General features: G+C 39.4%; 16 protein-coding genes. 1 reads left to right on the forward strand and 15 read right to left on the reverse strand.

What is annotated here, in order from left to right; genetic code table 11:
* Positions 1 to 22 precede the first annotated feature (22 nt).
* From NQZ71_RS17415 to NQZ71_RS17425, 3 genes are all read right to left on the reverse strand, one after another.
* Complete coding sequence (locus NQZ71_RS17415) at positions 23 to 988, reverse strand: BMP family ABC transporter substrate-binding protein (protein ID WP_317011053.1); 966 nt, start codon at positions 986 to 988, stop codon at positions 23 to 25.
* A 44-nt stretch (positions 989 to 1,032) separates the two neighbouring features.
* Entirely contained in the window at positions 1,033 to 1,800 is a 768-nt protein-coding gene (locus tag NQZ71_RS17420) for an NAD-dependent epimerase/dehydratase family protein (RefSeq protein ID WP_317011054.1), read from the reverse strand.
* Positions 1,801 to 1,941: 141 nt separating this feature from the next.
* Positions 1,942 to 2,682 carry a lipase family protein gene (locus tag NQZ71_RS17425; RefSeq protein ID WP_144452014.1) on the reverse strand — a complete coding sequence of 247 codons (741 nt, stop codon included), beginning with the start codon at positions 2,680 to 2,682 and terminating at the stop codon, positions 1,942 to 1,944.
* Between the two features lie 219 nt (positions 2,683 to 2,901).
* Here NQZ71_RS17425 and NQZ71_RS17430 point away from each other — a divergent pair, with 219 nt between their 5' ends.
* Positions 2,902 to 3,093 (forward strand): YjzD family protein, encoded by a 192-nt coding sequence (locus tag NQZ71_RS17430; RefSeq protein ID WP_127735950.1) that lies wholly within the window; start codon positions 2,902 to 2,904, stop codon positions 3,091 to 3,093.
* Between the two features lie 61 nt (positions 3,094 to 3,154).
* Here NQZ71_RS17430 and clpB read toward each other — a convergent pair whose 3' ends face one another.
* The 12 genes from clpB to NQZ71_RS17490 form a co-directional block, all read right to left on the reverse strand.
* Complete coding sequence (gene clpB / locus NQZ71_RS17435) at positions 3,155 to 5,752, reverse strand: ATP-dependent chaperone ClpB (RefSeq protein ID WP_317011055.1); 2,598 nt, start codon at positions 5,750 to 5,752, stop codon at positions 3,155 to 3,157.
* 128 nt (positions 5,753 to 5,880) lie between these two features.
* Positions 5,881 to 6,060: a YjzC family protein gene (locus NQZ71_RS17440; protein WP_127735956.1), complete on the reverse strand. Its 180-nt coding sequence runs from the start codon at positions 6,058 to 6,060 to the stop codon at positions 5,881 to 5,883.
* A 182-nt stretch (positions 6,061 to 6,242) separates the two neighbouring features.
* Entirely contained in the window at positions 6,243 to 7,187 is a 945-nt protein-coding gene (argF, locus tag NQZ71_RS17445; protein WP_144452012.1) for an ornithine carbamoyltransferase, read from the reverse strand.
* Positions 7,184 to 10,294, reverse strand: a complete 3,111-nt coding sequence (locus NQZ71_RS17450) for a carbamoyl-phosphate synthase (glutamine-hydrolyzing) large subunit (protein ID WP_317011056.1) — start codon at positions 10,292 to 10,294, stop codon at positions 7,184 to 7,186. Before NQZ71_RS17450 ends, argF begins: the two co-directional genes overlap by 4 nt.
* Positions 10,287 to 11,366 carry a carbamoyl phosphate synthase small subunit gene (locus tag NQZ71_RS17455; RefSeq protein ID WP_317011057.1) on the reverse strand — a complete coding sequence of 360 codons (1,080 nt, stop codon included), beginning with the start codon at positions 11,364 to 11,366 and terminating at the stop codon, positions 10,287 to 10,289. Before NQZ71_RS17455 ends, NQZ71_RS17450 begins: the two co-directional genes overlap by 8 nt.
* Positions 11,367 to 11,446: 80 nt before the next feature.
* A complete protein-coding gene (locus tag NQZ71_RS17460) occupies positions 11,447 to 12,604 on the reverse strand; it encodes an acetylornithine transaminase (protein ID WP_275004392.1) in 1,158 nt (385 codons plus the stop codon).
* On the reverse strand, positions 12,601 to 13,374 hold the full coding sequence (argB, locus tag NQZ71_RS17465) for an acetylglutamate kinase (RefSeq protein ID WP_260053569.1): 774 nt from the start codon (positions 13,372 to 13,374) through the stop codon (positions 12,601 to 12,603). Before argB ends, NQZ71_RS17460 begins: the two co-directional genes overlap by 4 nt.
* Before the next feature lie 15 nt (positions 13,375 to 13,389).
* Positions 13,390 to 14,631 carry a bifunctional ornithine acetyltransferase/N-acetylglutamate synthase gene (gene argJ, locus NQZ71_RS17470; protein WP_317011058.1) on the reverse strand — a complete coding sequence of 414 codons (1,242 nt, stop codon included), beginning with the start codon at positions 14,629 to 14,631 and terminating at the stop codon, positions 13,390 to 13,392.
* A 12-nt stretch (positions 14,632 to 14,643) separates the two neighbouring features.
* Entirely contained in the window at positions 14,644 to 15,678 is a 1,035-nt protein-coding gene (argC, locus tag NQZ71_RS17475) for an N-acetyl-gamma-glutamyl-phosphate reductase (protein ID WP_144452515.1), read from the reverse strand.
* A gap of 219 nt (positions 15,679 to 15,897) precedes the next feature.
* Positions 15,898 to 17,154, reverse strand: a complete 1,257-nt coding sequence (locus tag NQZ71_RS17480) for a molybdopterin molybdotransferase MoeA (RefSeq protein WP_317011059.1) — start codon at positions 17,152 to 17,154, stop codon at positions 15,898 to 15,900.
* A gap of 15 nt (positions 17,155 to 17,169) precedes the next feature.
* Complete coding sequence (gene moaA, locus NQZ71_RS17485) at positions 17,170 to 18,183, reverse strand: GTP 3',8-cyclase MoaA (RefSeq protein WP_311200953.1); 1,014 nt, start codon at positions 18,181 to 18,183, stop codon at positions 17,170 to 17,172.
* 69 nt (positions 18,184 to 18,252) lie between these two features.
* Positions 18,253 to 18,561: a metal-sulfur cluster assembly factor gene (locus NQZ71_RS17490; RefSeq protein ID WP_144452004.1), complete on the reverse strand. Its 309-nt coding sequence runs from the start codon at positions 18,559 to 18,561 to the stop codon at positions 18,253 to 18,255.
* Between the last annotated feature and the right edge of the window lie 56 nt (positions 18,562 to 18,617).

Below are 18,617 nucleotides of genomic sequence, written 5' to 3' on the forward strand. Positions count from 1 at the left end.
AACGTAACGTGCAAGCTTTTTGTCATTGTTGATTAGGGAACTTTCCTGTCTGTTTGTATTGCTTAATTTCTTGATTTATTTTCTCTATAAATGCCGCTTCTATGCTAGGACTGAATTTTCCTAATGTGATAACATTTTCCTTCATACCATAAGAAATATTGCCAGATTTCAGCTTCCCTTCATTAAAATCGCTGGCAAGAATGTCAAACATTTCAGAAACATCCTGGACAGTACTTGTCAAAACAGTCATTTTGCCAAGATCAGACTGATCTGAAACATATCCGATTGCATAGAGCCCTTTTGCCTTCACTTGTTCAATAATATCAACATTAAACCCATCTCCTGCAGGATAAATAATATCAGCTTCATTCGCTATTGCTGTATCTAGCAGCATAAGTGCCTTCTCACGATTATCCCAACTCTGCACAAAATCTGTAAGCACCTTAACGTTTTCATTTTCATACATAGCGCCATCCCTGAATCCTTGAACTTCAGGCTGTGTATCAAAGGCAGCAATCACCGAAATTGTATTAGTCTTCGTCATATGGCCTGCAACCATTCCTCCAAAAAAGCCCATTGTATAACCATCAAAAGAGGCACTTGTCGTGTTTTCATTGTTAGCACTGCTATTAAAACTGATTAAATGAATATCAGGATACTTTTTGGACAAAGTATCCAAAAACTCCGCATACTCACTGCCGTGTCCAAAAATTAGATTTACTCCTTTATGTTTAAATTCTTCGATCGCCCTTTCTGTAAGCGCGAGAGAGTCGACGTATTCTTTATAATATACATCAACATTATATTTCGATTGGATATTTAATAAACCCTTATACCCTTTTGTGCCCCAAACTTGGTCTGTAACAGTACCACTCACAAGCAAACCGACGCTTTTCAATTGCCCCTTATTGTCTGCTTGTCCGCAGGAGGCAAGAAAGAAGGTGCTCAGCACAATAAAAAAGGAGAGCATTAACTTCAATTTATTCATCTGAAAGCCTTTCTTCGTTCATTTTATACGAAACTATCATACTACTACTTATACATCTTAATATGTCTTCTTTGCATTTCCAAGTTTTCTGCGTTATTGTTTGGACTGGCTACACCATAAGAATGTAGTAATGGAGGAATCGCATAGCTCGGAATGTCGACTGCTAACTCCCTTATCGCTTTCTGGCATTGCTGCCATTGATCCTTTAAGCCGCTCCTTAAAAAAATGTATCTTTCGCTATTCTTTACCAGCAGCTCTTTTACAGAATGTACTGCGTCTGCTATAAAAATCGCATCCTCCCTATACTCCTTATCGCTTATTACGATCTCTTCATTGCCTTCAAGGAGCTGCGCAAACAAAAACTCATTTGGCTGCCATGGTCCAAACAAGGTCGGAAAGTAAATGGCTCTGTATGGCAAACCTTGCTGTTCCAATAGTGAGTATAAATTTTCTGCATGCTCATTAAATTCTAAGATGTTTCCTAAAAAGATCAGTTCTTGGTTATGCCTTATTAGCTCCTGCACGTTTTGTTCCTGCAGTACATCACTTTTGATACGTTCCACGATTTGTTTGCTTTTTGATAAATCATAGCAATCGTATATAATTTTTCCACTTTCGAATGTAATTTTTTCTCCCCAGCTTATCTCTTGATAATTTGCATTCCGTCCTATTTCCAGCCTTTTATCCTCTATATCCTTGATTTCCACATTCGGATAGGATATTCCATAAACCGCTTCCCCTTCTTCTAATAGGGAACGGCAAAGATGAAACCCTATAAATTGGTATGTCCCGAAAATTACTGCATTTTCCATGTAGAGCCTCCTCGATGTTCAATATTGTATCTTATGCAGTTATGTAACTGTTCATGATAAACACCAAAGGTTCTGTAAAAGGAAAAAGGAGGCCAGAGCTTTATTTTGCTTTAGCCTCCTCTAATGGCAAAGCATAACAATTTAGAGGTTTTTTTCGTATTGTTTGAAAAAGCGGATGATTTGTCTAGGAATAGCGCTCCTTTTTTCTGGGAGAACATAAGATACGAAGATTGGCAGTTGCTCTTGATCCCATTTTCTAGTTCTTTCCTTTAAAAGTTGGGATTGGTAATAAGACTTGCCATTATGGAGAATATGGATGATTTTGGATGGAGTTCCCGCTTCCTCTAGCTGATGCTCTTTCATTTCCTTGATGAAATCCGGTATGAACTTAGCATTTTTGTCATAGGCGGATGCTATTTCCTTGCAAAGCTTTTTAAAGAAAAATTTATGTTCCTTTTCTTCCTCAAGATGCTCGTTTAAGGACAGGATTGGATTAAATAACACGACGGAACGAATATTTTCTTTCATTTCCATCATCAGTTTAATTGCAACCAACGCTCCCATTCCTTCTGCAATCAAGTGAATCTTCGGATTGAGTATTTCTGAGCGAATCATATGCTCATACAGGCGTTTCGCCAGCATGATAGATCTTTCACTTCCCCAATTCTTGCCGTAAAGATTAGAGTAAAAAATCGTATACCCTTCATTTCTCAATGAGTCGATAATTGATTTTTTGCCTTCATTTTGAACCCAAAAACTATTATTAGCATCAACAAAATGTCTGTCATCACCAATGATTAAGATACCGAAACCGTTAGGCTGCTGTGTTGGATAATGTATCATATTCCATTCGGTATCCAGTTGGAAGTTCCGGTTCTCCATATCTAAAAACTCCTTTTTAGTTATTTCTCTTACTAATGTATGACCAATCGAACAAAATGTAAGGGAGTTTGCCCAATTTTCAATGTTTTAACTTATGGTGTTATTAGAATTCGCTTTCTTTTTGCCATGAAAGTAAAAAAAGGAGTGGATATATGATTTATTATTTTAGTCCTGTATGATACTATAAGAACAGATTGAATATTAGTGTGAGGTGATTGTATGCGGTATATTATTACGATTTTTTGGACATTCCTTTTAGCGCAAATGCTTACATACGTTATTAGTTCTATGAACGGAACAACTTACAGCTTCTCAACAGGAGTTGTGTTAGCGGCTGTATTTTCTATCGTCATTTTCCTTTTGGCAGCTGTATTGCCAAACGAACCGAGTCATGAGGAAGGCTCTCACTAATTGTCAGTGAGTATTATGGGGTGAAAGCGTTAAGCTTTCACCCTTTTTATTTGCTTATTTTTTATTTTTTCTTGATGAAAATTCCAGCTTCACCAGCATCTATTTCTACATGGTCATTTGCTGTGATCTTTTCTGCAATAAGCTCTCTTGCCAGCACTGTTTCGACTGTCCTTTGCAGGAACCGTCTGAGCGGCCTCGCCCCAAATACTGGGTCGAAGCCATTAACCGCAATATATTCTTTAGCACGGTCTGTCATGCTTATATCAATTTGCTGGTCAGAAAGTCTGCTTTGCAATTGGCTGATAAGCTTTAGAACAATTTCTTTTATTTCTGTTAAAGAAAGTGGCTTAAACAAGATGATTTCATCAATTCGATTCAAGAACTCAGGACGGAAATGTCCTTTCAGCTGGTCCATAACACCAGCTTTTATTGCTTCTGGAATAGAATCTGCTTCCTTGCTTTCAAGAAGTAGGTGTGAACCGATATTAGACGTCATAATGATAACCGTATTTTTAAAGTCAACAACCCTTCCTTGTGAGTCTGTGATTCTGCCATCATCAAGTACTTGCAGAAGGATATTGAACACTTCTGGATGTGCTTTCTCCACTTCATCCAGCAAGACAACACTATACGGTTTTCTTCTGATCGCCTCAGTCAATTGTCCACCTTCTTCGTAACCAACGTACCCTGGAGGTGCTCCAATTAAACGAGATACAGCATGTTTTTCCATATATTCGGACATGTCAATACGAATAATTTGTTCTTCACTGTCAAACAAACTAGATGCTAATGCTTTTGCAAGTTCTGTTTTCCCCACACCTGTTGGCCCTAGAAATAGAAAGGAACCAATTGGCCTGTTCGGATCTTTTATTCCAGCTCTTGCTCTTAATACCGCATCACTGACAAGCTGAACAGCCTCTTTTTGACCAACTACTCGTTCATGCAAAATACTTTCAAGACGAAGCAGCTTCTCTCTTTCCTTTTCCAAAAGCTTCGTAACTGGGATTCCTGTCCATCTTGCTACAATCGCAGAAATTTCCTCCTCTGTTACTTCTTCTCTCAGCAATCGTTCACTTTTCTTTGTAGCTGCCTGTTCTTCAAGCTGTTGCAATTCTTTTTCCAAATGAGGAATACTGCCGTGTCTTAGTTCAGCAGCTTTATTCAAATCATAATTATTCTCAGCATCCTCGAGTTCCCTGCGTTTTCTTTCCAGCTCTTCTTTTTTAGCTTGAACCTTATTAAGTCCTTCTTTCTCTAGCTGCCATTTAGCATGAAGTGCATTTGCTTTTTCCCGTAAATCAGAGAGTTCCTTGCTTATTACAAGCAGTCTTTCCTTGCTAAGTGGATCCTCTTCCCCTTTTAATGCCGCTTCCTCAATCTCAAGCTGCATAATTCTACGTGTCAGTTCATCAATTTCAATTGGCATAGAGTCAATTTCTGTCCTTATCATTGCACAAGCCTCATCGATTAAATCAATAGCTTTGTCAGGCAAAAACCTGTCTGTAATATAGCGGTCAGATAATGTGGCTGCAGCAATGATTGCCCTGTCTTGTATGGAGACACCATGATGAATTTCAAATCTTTCCTTTAGCCCTCTAATGATTGAAACAGTATCCTCAACAGTTGGCTCCGTAACTAATACCTGTTGGAACCTTCGCTCTAATGCCGGATCCTTTTCAATATATTGTCTGTGCTCGTCAAGTGTTGTCGCTCCAATACAATGAAGCTCTCCTCTTGCCAGCATAGGTTTCAGCATATTTCCCGCATCCATTGCACCATCTGTTTTTCCGGCACCGACAATCGTATGAAGCTCGTCAATAAACAGGATAATCCTGCCCTCACTATTTTTCACCTCTTGCAATACTGCTTTAAGTCTTTCTTCAAACTCTCCTCTAAACTTAGCTCCTGCAATAAGGGCACCCATATCTAACGAGAAGATTATCTTATCCTTAAGACCTTCTGGAACATCCTTCCTGACAATTCGCTGGGCAAGCCCTTCTACGATTGCAGTCTTCCCGACTCCCGGCTCTCCAATTAAAACAGGATTATTTTTTGTTTTCCTTGATAGGATTCTGATTACATGTCTTATTTCGTTATCCCTGCCAATAACAGGGTCTAATTTTCCTTCCTTCACATCTGCTACAAGATCCCTGCCATATTTAGAAAGGACATCATACGTTGCTTCAGGATTTTTGCTAGTCACTCTTTGGCTCCCCCTTATATCTTTTATTGATATTCTGAATCCCTGACTGTTTATGCCGATTTTATTGAACAGCTTACCCACTGCAGAATTAGGAACGGAAAATGCAGCAAGCAGGATATGCTCGACAGAAAGATAATCGTCATCCCACTGCTCCCTTTCCTTTTCTGCCTCTGTCAATAATTGTTGAAGTACATTTGTTATATATATGGTACTTTGTTGATTACCACTGATTGAGACTTTGGGCTTTTTGTTCATCTCTTCAACTAAATTTTGCTTGAATTTATCTGTATCCTTATTGAGTTTTTCCAAAACAGACGAAAGAAGATTGTCTGGGCGCTCTAGGATTGCCAAGAATAGATGAACATCATCTATTTCTTGATGGTTTTCGGTTTGAGCAAGTGCCTGAGCATCGGTAATAGCCTGCTGGACTCTTTCCGTCATGATTTCTGGATTCATAAAAAGTCACCTCTTTTGACCATTTTTGACCTTTTTCTTTATTATAATATTTCTTACCCATATGTAAAGCCACCCGAATCATCGGATGGCATCTTTTTTTTCCAAAGCAGCTTGGCTAAACCCCAAGCTTATGGCCTTCTTTGATATGACCAAAGGCGGTTATGGTTTGATGTTTCTGGGAAACGATCTCCAGCTTTCAACTTTAGTTTTTGGGGATTATTTACATTACTTCCTGTTTCGCCTATTTCTATATATACACCATTATTTGGAGCTTTTTGCCCTGGTCGAAACTGTCTATTCTGTCCCATATAAACCCTCCTCAGCTTTAAAGATCCACAGCCTTGTTTCTTACCATGAACTGCACTATTTATTATTTCCTTTTTTCCAAAGCTAATAACGGAAATTATTGACTCATTTTTGGCTGATTATTTTTGTTTTTAAGGCGATACTAAACAAAAAAGAGCCTATCAAAAGGCTCTTTTTTAATAATTTAACCCAATAATTCCACAAGTAACGCTTTTTGAGCATGCATTCTGTTTCCTGCTTCTTGGAAAACGTAGGAGTTAGGTCCGTCAATGATTTCGGCTGTTACTTCCTCTTCTCTGTGTGCTGGCAGGCAATGCAGGAACATGTAATCAGCTTTAGCGTGTGCCACGAGTTCTTTATTGACTTGGAATCCTGCAAAGTCTTTAAGTCTTTGCTCATTTTCCTCTTCTTGGCCCATGCTGGTCCACACGTCTGCGTAGATGACATCTGCATCTGTTACTGCCTCAATTGGATCATTAACAATCGAGATTGTGCTGCCGCTTGCATCTGCAAAACTTTTAGCTAGTGATACAATTTCCTCATTCGGTGCATAGCTTGGCGGTGTTGCAACAGCTACATCCATTCCAACCTTTGCACATGCTATTAACAGGGAGTGTGCGACATTATTTCCGTCACCGATATAAGCAAGCTTTAATCCTTTTAATGTACCTTTCACTTCAAGGATTGTCAGCAAATCAGCCAGCGCTTGGCATGGATGATGAAGGTCTGTTAAGCCGTTAATAACAGGAATTGTCGCATGTTCTGCTAATTCCTCAACTGTCTCGTGAGCAAATGTTCTAATCATAATTGCATCAACATATTGTGATAATACTTTCGCAGTATCAGAAACAGGCTCGCCTCTTCCGATTTGTAAATCGCGAGAGCTTAGGAAAAGTGCCTGACCACCGAGCTGAAACATTCCTGTTTCAAAGGACACTCGTGTTCTAGTTGATGATTTCTCAAAAATCATTCCGAGTGTTTTCCCTTTTAATGGTGCGATTAGTTCTCCGTTCAAATAAGCTTCCTTCATTTCCTTCGCTTTATGAACTAACTCTTTAATGGTTTCTGGAGAATATTCAGCAAGAGTTAACAAATCCTTGCCTTTAAGGTCTACAGATGCTGCTATCATACGGTGCTCACGTCCTTTCTAAACGTTTTATGCCAATCATTAATGGATTGAACAGTAATGGAATCTGCTTTAAAGGAATCAATAAATGCTTCTAAGCTTTCCTGTTGTGTGAATGTGATAATACGATTTCTTGTTGCTGTTTCACGAAGAAGCTTATCGTCTTCGCCATTTAACGGATTATAAAAGGCAACTGTTTGTTCCTCAGCCAACAATTCTGCAGCTTCTTCTGCTGTTTTTACTACAAGGCCAGCAGCCTCTGCTTTTTGCTTTAAGGAATTGTCGAAGCTGTCAGATTTTATGACAATTTGTTTGGTTTCGACTTTTTTCAAGGTTGGATGGAACACCTTCTTCAAGCCTTCTTCAAGTGTATTTGCCAAGGCAATTCCTTCACCAGTTGATCTCATTTCCGGACCAACCTTTGAATCAAGGCCCTTCAAGGCATAATTTGAATAGACAGGATATTTAATGCAGACAAAGTTTATGTCCTCTGTGAAGGTCTTTTCCTCTTCTGACAAATTATATTTCCCAAGCAATATTTTTGTCGCAATTTGAACTAATGGCACTCCAGTAACCTTGCTGACAATCGGAACCGTTCTGCTCGCTCTTGGATTTACTTCTAATACATAAACCTTTTCGCCATCAATGATATATTGGATGTTCATAAGGCCTTTATAGCCTGTGTTCCCAACAATCTTCTTCGCATATGTCAGCATTTTCGCTTTCACTGAATCAGAAAGGGTTTGAGCTGGAAGAATAGACAAGCTGTCACCAGAATGAACACCAGTTTTTTCAATGTGCTCCATTATTGCAGGTACACAAATGTTTTCTCCATCTGCTGCCAAGTCCAGTTCTGCTTCAAACGCCTCTAAAAATTGATCAACAAGGACTGGATAAGGAATATCTGTCTGCAAATATGCCTTTAAGTCATTATCATTATTAATTCTTTCCATCCCTTTTCCGCCAATGACATAGGATGGTCTGATTAAAACTGGGTATGACAATTTATTAACAGAAGCAAGCAAACCTGATTCATCAAAAGCGATATCTCCTTCAATATGAGGAATGCTTTCTTCATCAAGCATTTGATAAAATAGTTCTCTGTCTTCGAGCACATCAATTGTTTGACTGTTTGTGCCGAGTATTTTAACACCATGCTCTTCTAGTCCCTTTGCTACATTGATTGCAGTCTGCCCGCCAAGCTGCACAATCGCTTCTTTAATTCCCTCTGAATCTACTACATTCATAATATCTTCAATTGTCAGCGGTTCAAAATAAAGTCTGTCTGCTGTCGCAAAGTCAGTGCTTACTGTTTCTGGATTATTATTTATTATGATTGTTTCAATATTTTCCTGTTTTAACGCAAATACTCCATGCACAGAACAGTAATCAAATTCAATTCCTTGACCGATACGAATCGGTCCGCTCCCGACAACAAGCACTTTTCTTTTGCTGCTTTCGGTCTGTTCATTTTCCCCAAAATAAGTAGAGTAGTAGTAATTTGTTTTTGCTTCGAATTCTGCTGCACATGTATCTACCATTTTGTATACAGGTAAAATGTCCAGAGCTTTACGCTTATTGCGCACATCCAGTTCCGTACAGCTCCAAGCACTTGCCAAAAATTCATCACTAAAGCCTTTTTCCTTCCAAAGCTGAAGCGATTTTTGCTCTACTGTTTCAAGTGTAGCTGCGAGTATATCTCTTTCCATCTCAACAAGTCTATTGAAAATCTGTAGGAAGAATAAGTCGATTTTCGTTAATTGATGAATTGCCTCCATTGTTTCTCCTCTGCGAAGCAGTTCGATCAGAACAAAAAATCTTTCGTCTGTTTGGTCCTTTGCCTTTGCGTACAATTGCTCTGTACTCAAAGCAGCAATTCCTGGAATACGTAAATCATTACCTTTGATTTCTAATGAACGAATTGCTTTTAAAAGTGCTCTTTCTATATTCCGATCAATTCCCATTACTTCCCCTGTTGCCTTCATCTGTGTACCCAGCTTTCTTGCAACGGTTGGGAACTTATCAAACGGCCATTTTGGGAACTTCACGACCGCATAATCAAGTGCTGGCTCAAAGCTTGCAAATGTATCGCCTGTTACAGGATTAATAATTTCATTCAGTGTATAACCAACAGCTAATTTCGCTGCCATTCTGGCAATTGGGTATCCTGTCGCCTTTGATGCAAGGGCTGATGATCTGCTGACCCTTGGATTAACTTCAATTAAGTAATACTTCTTGCTGTTTGGATCTAACGCAAACTGAATATTACAGCCGCCGATAATTCCTAATGCAGAAATAATCTTAATCGAAGCAGAGCGAAGCATTTGATATTCCACATCTGTCAATGTTTGCGAAGGAGCAACAACAATGCTGTCGCCTGTATGAATACCGACTGGGTCAATGTTTTCCATATTACAAATCGTGATACATGTATTCATGCTGTCACGCATTACTTCATACTCCACCTCTTTAAAGCCGGCAATACTTCTTTCCACAAGACACTGTCCAATCGCACTTTCCTTCAGACCGCCGCTGACAAGCTTCGTGAATTCCTCCATGCTGTCAGCGATTCCTCCGCCTGTTCCTCCTAATGTATAGGCAGGTCGCACAATGATTGGGAAACCAATCTCTCCTGCAAATTCAACTGCTTCATCAACTAAATGAACAATTTTGCTTTCAGGCACAGGTTCATTTAATTCATACATAAGCTGGCGAAATGCCTCACGGTCCTCTCCCTTTTTGATTGATTCAATGGAGCTTCCTAACAGTTTCAAATCGTACTTTTCAAGAATTCCCTGTTCGCTCAATTGGAAAGCAAGGTTTAAACCAGTTTGCCCACCCAAAGTTGCAAGCAAGCCATCTGGTTTTTCCTTGGCAATAATCATTTCCAATACATCTGGAGTGAGTGGTTCGAAATAAATGGAGTCTGCAAAGGTCTGGTCTGTCATTATCGTAGCCGGATTGTTGTTGACTAGGATAACCTGATAACCCTCTTCCTTTAACGCCATACATGCTTGTGTACCTGCATAGTCAAATTCTGCCGCTTGACCGATTACAATTGGTCCCGAACCGATTACTAATATTTTTTTAATACTGTTGTCTTTAGGCATATGCAAATACTCTCCCACTGTTAGCTTTAACATTTTCTATAAATTCATCAAATATATAATGTCCTTCTGATGGTCCAGGATTTGCTTCTGGATGAAACTGAACTGTTTGCAAAGGATATACACTATGTGTCAATCCTTCCACTGAATTATCATGAAGGTTAAAGAATCTCGCTTCACAGCCAGTATTTGCAAGACTTTCCTCTTCCACAACATAGCTGTGATTTTGTGATGACATAATTACTTTATTATTGCGCTTATCAAACACTGGATGATTTGCGCCTCGATGTCCAAATGAAAGCTTTGTCGTGTCACCGCCGAGTGCCAGTGCAGCAAGCTGATGGCCAAGACAAATTCCTAATGTCGGATAATGCTGGATTAACAGCTTTACTGTAGGCAGTACATCTGTTAGCTCCTTAGGATCTCCAGGTCCATTTGACAGCAGGATTCCATGTGGCTTTAAGCCTTTTACTTCATCAAATGTTGTGTTATACGGTACAACGGTAACTTTGCAGCCTCTTTCGACAAGTCCATCAAGCATGCTTTCCTTCTTCCCAAAATCAATTAACACGATATGATATTTACCGTCACCGTAGGATTGATGTATCTTCTCTGACACCTTCGGCACCTTCGCATCCTTAACTAATAAGAAGTCTTCCCTAGCTACATTCTCATCAGTCGTAAGGATAGCTGGCATGGAGCCTTCCTGGCGAATGTTTTTAACGATCGATCTTGTATCAACATGGCTCAACAAAGGGATGTTCCATTTTTCCAGATATTCAGCAAGAGAATATTGGGACTGATAATGGTATGCCTGCATATTTGCTTCATAGACGATAACACCTTTAACATGCGGCTTTTTGCTCTCAAAATCTTCTTTGTTGATTCCATAGTTCCCAATAAGGGGATACGTAAAGACAATGATTTGATCTTTATAGGACGGATCTGTCAAAACCTCCTGATATCCTGTCATTCCTGTAAAAAAGACAATTTCTCCACAAAGTGTTTCACTTGCCTTTGTAGCAAATTCGCCTTTATAATTCTTTCCATTGCTTAAATGTAAATATCCTTCCATCTTTAGCACACCTCGATAATCCATGTATATTTATTCATAAATTTCTTATAATTATACATTAGAATGTAAAAAAATACAGCTTATATTGCAATATTACTGTAAATATTCAATTTATTTTCTATTATGGTTACAGCTTCCTTTAATTCATCTGTTGTTATATTTAAACTTGGCAGCAAGCGAATTACCTTTTCTCCGGCATTCAGGACAATTAGCCCTGCTTCTCTTAACTCAGCAAGTATATTTGCTACAGGAAGCTCAAGCTCTATTCCAATGATAAGTCCTAATCCACGGACTTCCTTCACAGCTGTGTTTGCTTTCAATTTTTCTTGCAATAAACTGATTAAAAACTCACTTTTCTTGCCAACTTCGTCTAAGAAGCTCTCTTCAAAAATAATCTCCATTGTTTTACAAGCTGCTGCCATCGCCAGTGGATTACCGCCAAATGTTGTACCATGACTGCCAGGCCCGAAAAACTCTACCAATTCTTTTTTTGCAGCAATCGCCCCAACGGGAATACCATTAGCTAACCCTTTAGCTGATGTAATGATATCTGGATTTAAGGAAAAATGCTGAAATGCAAATGGTTTACCTGTTCTGCCGATTCCAGTTTGAATCTCATCAATAATCAACAGCGCTCCTACACTCTTACATAAAGCTTCTGTCTCTTTTAGAAACTCTTCTTTCGCAACATGGATGCCGCCTTCTCCTTGCACGATTTCAAGCATGACTGCTGCCACATCTTCTGTCAGCTCTGCTTTTAATGCTTCCATATCATTAAACGGCACATTTACAAATGTTTCGAGCATTGGACCGAAGCCTTGCTTAATCTTATCTTGACCTGTTGCAGACATTGCTGCAAAGGTTCTGCCATGAAATGACTGCTCGAAAGTGATAATTTTTGTTTTGCCAGTTGCTTTTCTAGCAAGCTTGATTGCTCCTTCATTTGCCTCTGCACCACTGTTAGCAAAAAATACTGCTTCCATGCCGCTTGCAGTTGCTAAGGCTGTTGCTGCTTTTTCCTGTATTTCTACTGGAAATAAATTAGAAACATGCCAAAACTTATCGAGTTGTGCTTCGACTGCTGCCTTAACCTCGTCGTGGCAATGACCAAGATTGCAAACACCAATTCCTGCTGTAAGATCTAAATATTTTTTTCCTTCTGTACTGAACATATAGCTTCCTTTGGCTGTTGCTGGCTCTATCTCCCATTTGGAGTAAGTCGGAAATAAATGACTCATTTACATAACCTCTCATTCGCTACAATTTTTGTTCCGTTCCAAATTTCAGCTGAATAAAATTCCTTTTTGCCTGATACAATCATGGCACTGTTTAATCCACTATCAATGGCTGCAAGTGCTGAAGTTACTTTAGGTACCATACCACCAGTAATTTGCCCTTCCTCTATATACTGCAGCACTTCCTCTTTCCCTATTAGACTGGCAACCTCACCGTCTATCATAATGCCCTCAACATCTGTTACAAATAAGCATTGTTCTACCTTTAAGCTCTTTGCAACGGCTGATGCTGCATAATCTGCATTTATATTTAGCTTAATCCCATCTTCTGTTATTCCGAGTGGAGTTAAAACAGGGATATAGCCTTCTTCTAATAAGCGTAAGATAAGTTTATTATTAACTTCCTCTACATTGCCGACATATCCAAGATTTTCTTCATCAATCATACTTGCCTGCAAGCAGTTATCATCCGTCCCGTTAATTCCAACTGCATAAAGATCATTTTTCCTTAATAAATCAACTAGCTTCCTGTTCGTTTTGCCTGACAAAACCATCTCGACAACGGCAAGTGCTTCTTCCGTCGTTTTTCGTAAACCATTGTGAAACTCTGCCTTTACGGATAATAAATCAAGCATTTCATTTATATCAGGTCCGCCACCGTGAACAAAAATTATATGGAAGCCGTCGTGCTGCAGTTTTTTTATACTGGAAAAGAACCCTTCGGAAAGCTGATCAATCACACTTCCCCCGCATTTAATAAGTATTGTCTTCATTCTCTTAAGACACCCCTATGTTCTATAGCTTGCATTGATTTTTACATAATCATAGGACAAATCGCAGCCCCATGCTGTTCCACTCTCGTTACCGTTATGCAAATCAACATGAACTTGGATATAATCTTTATTTAAATATGCAATTGCGTCATCTTCTGAAAACATTTGTGGTTCACTGTTTTTCAACATGGTGATCGGACCAATTGCAATATCGACAGACCCCGGATTTACATTTGTATTTGTTTGCCCGATTGCGGTAATGATTCTTCCCCAGTTAGCATCTGAGCCATACATGGCTGTTTTAACAAGATTAGAACCGACAATCTGCTTTGAAATGATTTTTGCTTCTTCCTCTGTTTTACAGCCCTTCACATTCACTTCAATTAATTTTGTAGCCCCTTCACCATCTTTTGCAATTTGCTTTGCAAGACTCTCACATGCCACAGACAGCAATTCCACAAAAACAGGATAGTCAGGATGCCCTAACGTCAGCTCTTCATTTTCAGCATAACCATTAGCCAAAACAAGGACTGTATCATTTGTAGAAGTATCTCCGTCAACTGTAATCTGGTTGAAAGATGTCGGGATAACAGTGCTCAATGCCTTTTGCAAAACATCTGAAGAAATATTCGCATCTGTTGTCAGAAAGCCGAGCATTGTTGCCATATTCGGATGGATCATGCCTGATCCCTTTGCAGCACCGCCAATGGTAACTGTCTTTCCGCCGATTTCAGCAGTGAAACAGCATTTTTTCATCACTAAATCTGTCGTTAAGATAGCCTCTTGAAAACTGTCTGCATCTGCCTTTTCATTACCAAACACAAGCTGATTAATTCCTGCTGCAATCTTATCCATTTTCAGGAATTCTCCAATAACTCCTGTTGAGGAAACAGCTACATACTCTTGTTTTGTTTCGAGATGTTCAGCCAGTAATTTCCTCATTTGATAAGCGTCCTGTAAGCCTTTTTCTCCCGTGCAGGCATTTGCACAAGCACTGTTTACAACGACTGCTTGGATGAGATTTTCTGCCTTAATGGAAGCCTGTGTTACCTTTAGCGGTGCTGCTTGGAAATGGCTCATCGTGTAAACTGCTGCACAGCTTGCAGGCACCTCACTAACAATCGCACCCAAATCCTTTTTATTGTAACGCAGCCCTGCATGTAAACCTGCTGACTTAAAACCTGATGGTGAAACAATGCTGCCATCTGGAACTTCTTTTATTTCAAAGGTTTGCTCCCCTTTTGATACAACCTGCATGAATACTCCTCCTTATGGATACATAGGCACAAAATTCAAGCCTGTACATTCGTCGATGCCAAACATAATATTCGCATTTTGTACTGCTTGCCCTGCAGCGCCTTTCATTAAATTATCAATTGTAGCTATAATTGTGAGCCTTCCTGTTCTTTCGTCGAGTTGTAAGCCGATATCGCAATAATTGGAGCCACTAACCTCCTTGATGGAAGGGAAATTGCCTATTGGTCTTACACGTACAAAAGGTTTGTCTTTATATGCATCCATAAACAGCGTGTGAACCTGCTCTATCGTGCTTTCCTTTTGTAAGGAAGCATATATTGTCGCCATAATGCCTCTGTTAACAGGAAGCAAATGAGTGGAAAAAGTAACAGGTGCTATCGAAGCATTCCAGTCTGTTAACTGTTGTTCAATTTCTGGTATATGCTGATGCTCATTTACTTTATAGATTTTTAAATTTTCATTCATTTCAGCAAGCATTGTTCCCCTTGAAGGTGTCCTGCCTGCACCAGAGATGCCTGATTTCGCATCGATGATGATACTATCCGGCTTAACAATATCTTCTTTAATAACAGGTGCTAATCCAAGCAATGTTGCAGTCGGATAACAGCCTGGGTTTGATAACCAATCTGCTGTTGCAATATTTTCCTTATTCCATTCAGAAAGTCCGTAAACAAACTTGTTTACCACCTCTTTAGGAGCAGGCTGTTTCTTATACCATTTTTGATAATCATCCAAGTTACGGAGGCGCATATCTCCCGATAAATCAACGATCTTTATTTGTTTATCAGCAAACTCGCTTATTAGCTTGCTTGATACACCAGATGGAGTAGCAAAAAAGACAACATCACAATTTGCTGCAATAGCCTCAGAATCTACCTTTTCTAATTTATTTTCGACGATGCTATATAGATGGGGATATTCATTCCATACAGGAACTTCGTCTCTTGTTGTATGGACAGAGTGAATAGAAAATTCAGGGTGATTTGCTAAAACCCTCATTAATTCAGCTCCACCGTATCCAGTTGTACCAATAATTGCAGCTTTCATCATTTCCTCCTTCTACAGGAAGTTCTGTATATTTAATCATTTTTATTTATAAATATTAATATTCGATTCTCTTATTATAAAAACTTAGCATTATAAAATCAACCGTTTTTCAAAAAAGAATTAATTTTCTATTTTCTTTACTAATGATATGTATCACCGTGTTGTCTTGCCCATCTTTTTTGCAAATAAAAAAAACACCTAAACAGGTGTTTTTGCTCATTAATAGGTGTTAGCACTATCGTCTAGCAGGATTACTCGAACCTGCTCACCCTTTTTAAATCCATTAATGCCTCCCGGGAGGATTGTTAAGGCATTGGCGTTAGCAATACTGCTGACAATACTTGATTTATCTGTGCCGCTTGGTCCTGTATAAAGGACACCATCTTCAAGGACAGCACGGCTTCTGATGAATCTTGTGAATGCATTTGTTGTTGGAAAATCCTCTTTCAGAATTGCTGAAGCTTTCGTTAAATGCGGCTTTTCCGAAAACAACATCGTTCTGATGATTGGCCTTGCATAAAGTTCAAAGCCAACAAAGCATGCCGACGGGTTTCCTGACAGCCCAAATAACAGCTTTCCGTTTAACACAGCGACTGTCGTTACACTTCCAGGACGCATTGCAATCTTGTTAAATAATACTTCAGCACCTAATTTTCGGTAAATCTCTGGCAGCAGGTCATAGTCTCCGACTGAAACACCGCCTGTAGTCAATAAAATATCCACAGTGTCCAATGCTTTTTTCATAGCTTGATAGCTTTCGTCCAGTACGTCTGCAAGCTTGCCGAAATAGACTGCTTCTGCTCCAGCTTGCTTTATTTGAGCCATTACCATATAGGCATTACTATTTCTGATTTTACCTTCCTCAAGCTCTTCATGTACCTCCAGTAATTCACTTCCTGTCGCAAACACCCCAATTATAGGCTTTTTTGCAACTGGTACTTGTTCATAGCCAAATGTTGCGAGCAATGCTACAATTCCGGGATTTATTTTTGTCCCTTTTTTAACAAGAACAGCACCTGCTTGTACATCCTCCCCTTTAAAGGAAAGGTTTTCTCCTTTGAATACTGGCTTGCTAATGGTAATATGTTTGTCATCAAGTTGTGATGCTTCGATTACATCCTCTAGCATCACAACTGCATCACAGTCTGGAGGCAGCATTGCTCCTGTCATAATTCGAACAGCTTCAAACCTGACAACGCTTTTTTTGGAAACATAGCCTGCACCTATTTCGTCAATCACTTTCAAACGGAGCGGGTTTTCTTTCGAACAGCCAGCCAGATCCTCTGATTTTACTGCATATCCATCATACGCAGACCTGTCAAACCTCGGAACATCATGGTCTGCTTTCAAATCTTCACTTAAGAAACGATCACAGCTGTCAAAGATCGAAACGAATTCCTGCTGTCCCTCCAGCTTATGCTCCATTACTTTCTGTACTGCATCTGCCACCGCCAGCGGTGTTCTTTTTTCAACCATTACAACCCCTCTTCTCTACCCGCCGATATAGGACATCTCTATTTTACTCTTACTTCTACTTGTTTCTTCTGTCCGCAAATCTGAATATCTGTCAGCGCGATTTTGCCAAACTCCCTTAATATAATCCAACACTTCCTGGTCTGTAACACCATTACGAATAAAATGCTTTAAGTCATGGCCATTCCCATTAAACAGACATGTGTATAATTTCCCGTCTGCTGAAATCCTCGATCTAGTACAGCTTGAACAAAAGGATTCTGTCACAGATGTAATGAAGCCTACATATGTACTCGTGTCTTTATATAAATACTTTTTGGCCACTTCTCCATAATAATCAGGCTCTGCTTCCATTAACTCAAATTCTGTTTTCAATAAATCAATAATAGCCTTCTTCGACACAACTTCATCCAGCTTCCAGCCATTTGTGCTGCCAACATCCATATACTCAATGAAACGAAGCTCTATATTTTCTTCAAGACAAAACTTCGCCATTGGAATAATTTCCGACTCGTTCAGCCCTTTTTTGACTACCATATTTATTTTTACACCAAGACCGGCATTTTTAGCTGCTTCAATCCCTTTTTTGACAGGATTCGTGCGCACATTCCTTCCATTCATCTGACCGAAAAGTTCATCATTTAAGCTATCCAAGCTTATGTTGACACGTTTTAAACCGGCATTCTTAAGGGCAAGTGCATACCGTGGTAGATATATGCCATTTGTCGTTAAAGCAATATCCTGCAAACCATCGATTTGGACAAGCCTCTCAATAAGCAGGTGGAGGTCTTTGCGAAGCAAAGGCTCACCACCTGTCAGGCGGATTTTTTCGACACCTAGCGATACAAAGGCCTTTGCCAGCCTCTCCAATTCTTCAAAGGAAAGCAACTCTTCTTTTGGAAGAAAAGCATAATCCTCCCCAAATATTTCGGCAGGCATACAATAACTGCACCGGAAGTTACAGCGGTCAATTACACTTATACGCAAATCCCTCAGCGGTCTATTAAGTAAGTCCTTCATGTTGTCATTCACCTCCTGAAACATAGCTGAATATTCCAAAAATAAAAGTAAGTAAGGGAGAAAATTCTCCCTTACTTACTTTTATTGCACACCTAATGCAATTTTTGCATATCTGGACATTCTGTCTTTTGTCCAATGTGGAGTCCAGACGATATTCACTTCTGTTTCCTTTACTTCAGGTATGTCTGTAACAGCAGCTTTCACCTGATCAACGATAACTCCTGCTAGCGGGCAGCCCATCGCAGTCAATGTCATCGTTACAGTCAATATACCAGCATCATTCAACTCAAGGTCATATACGAGACCAAGATTAACAATATCTACACCTAATTCTGGATCGATGACAAGCTCTAACGCACCCATAATATTATCTTTTAATGCTTCTTCCATTTTATCCACTCCTTATCAACTCTTCTATATAACGGATCTGCCTGATCCAAAAAATC

It is taken from the genome of Niallia taxi (assembly GCF_032818155.1).
GTDB lineage: Bacteria > Bacillota > Bacilli > Bacillales > Cytobacillaceae > Niallia > Niallia taxi_A.

Excerpts from the sequence above, each read along its gene's own strand:
- argB (WP_260053569.1), bottom strand. The coding sequence starts at position 13,374 with ATGAAGACAATACTTATTAAATGCGGGGGAAGTGTGATTGATCAGCTT.
- NQZ71_RS17480 (WP_317011059.1), bottom strand. The coding sequence starts at position 17,154 with ATGGTTGAAAAAAGAACACCGCTGGCGGTGGCAGATGCAGTACAGAAA.
- argC (WP_144452515.1), bottom strand. The coding sequence starts at position 15,678 with ATGAAAGCTGCAATTATTGGTACAACTGGATACGGTGGAGCTGAATTA.
- NQZ71_RS17420 (WP_317011054.1), bottom strand. The coding sequence starts at position 1,800 with ATGGAAAATGCAGTAATTTTCGGGACATACCAATTTATAGGGTTTCAT.
- NQZ71_RS17455 (WP_317011057.1), bottom strand. The coding sequence starts at position 11,366 with ATGGAAGGATATTTACATTTAAGCAATGGAAAGAATTATAAAGGCGAA.
- NQZ71_RS17415 (WP_317011053.1), bottom strand. The coding sequence starts at position 988 with ATGAATAAATTGAAGTTAATGCTCTCCTTTTTTATTGTGCTGAGCACC.
- NQZ71_RS17425 (WP_144452014.1), bottom strand. The coding sequence starts at position 2,682 with ATGGAGAACCGGAACTTCCAACTGGATACCGAATGGAATATGATACAT.
- clpB (WP_317011055.1), bottom strand. The coding sequence starts at position 5,752 with ATGAATCCAGAAATCATGACGGAAAGAGTCCAGCAGGCTATTACCGAT.
- NQZ71_RS17440 (WP_127735956.1), bottom strand. The coding sequence starts at position 6,060 with ATGGGACAGAATAGACAGTTTCGACCAGGGCAAAAAGCTCCAAATAAT.
- argF (WP_144452012.1), bottom strand. The coding sequence starts at position 7,187 with ATGATAGCAGCATCTGTAGACCTTAAAGGCAAGGATTTGTTAACTCTT.
- argJ (WP_317011058.1), bottom strand. The coding sequence starts at position 14,631 with ATGCAGGTTGTATCAAAAGGGGAGCAAACCTTTGAAATAAAAGAAGTT.
- NQZ71_RS17430 (WP_127735950.1), top strand. The coding sequence starts at position 2,902 with ATGCGGTATATTATTACGATTTTTTGGACATTCCTTTTAGCGCAAATG.
- NQZ71_RS17490 (WP_144452004.1), bottom strand. The coding sequence starts at position 18,561 with ATGGAAGAAGCATTAAAAGATAATATTATGGGTGCGTTAGAGCTTGTC.
- NQZ71_RS17450 (WP_317011056.1), bottom strand. The coding sequence starts at position 10,294 with ATGCCTAAAGACAACAGTATTAAAAAAATATTAGTAATCGGTTCGGGA.
- NQZ71_RS17460 (WP_275004392.1), bottom strand. The coding sequence starts at position 12,604 with ATGAGTCATTTATTTCCGACTTACTCCAAATGGGAGATAGAGCCAGCA.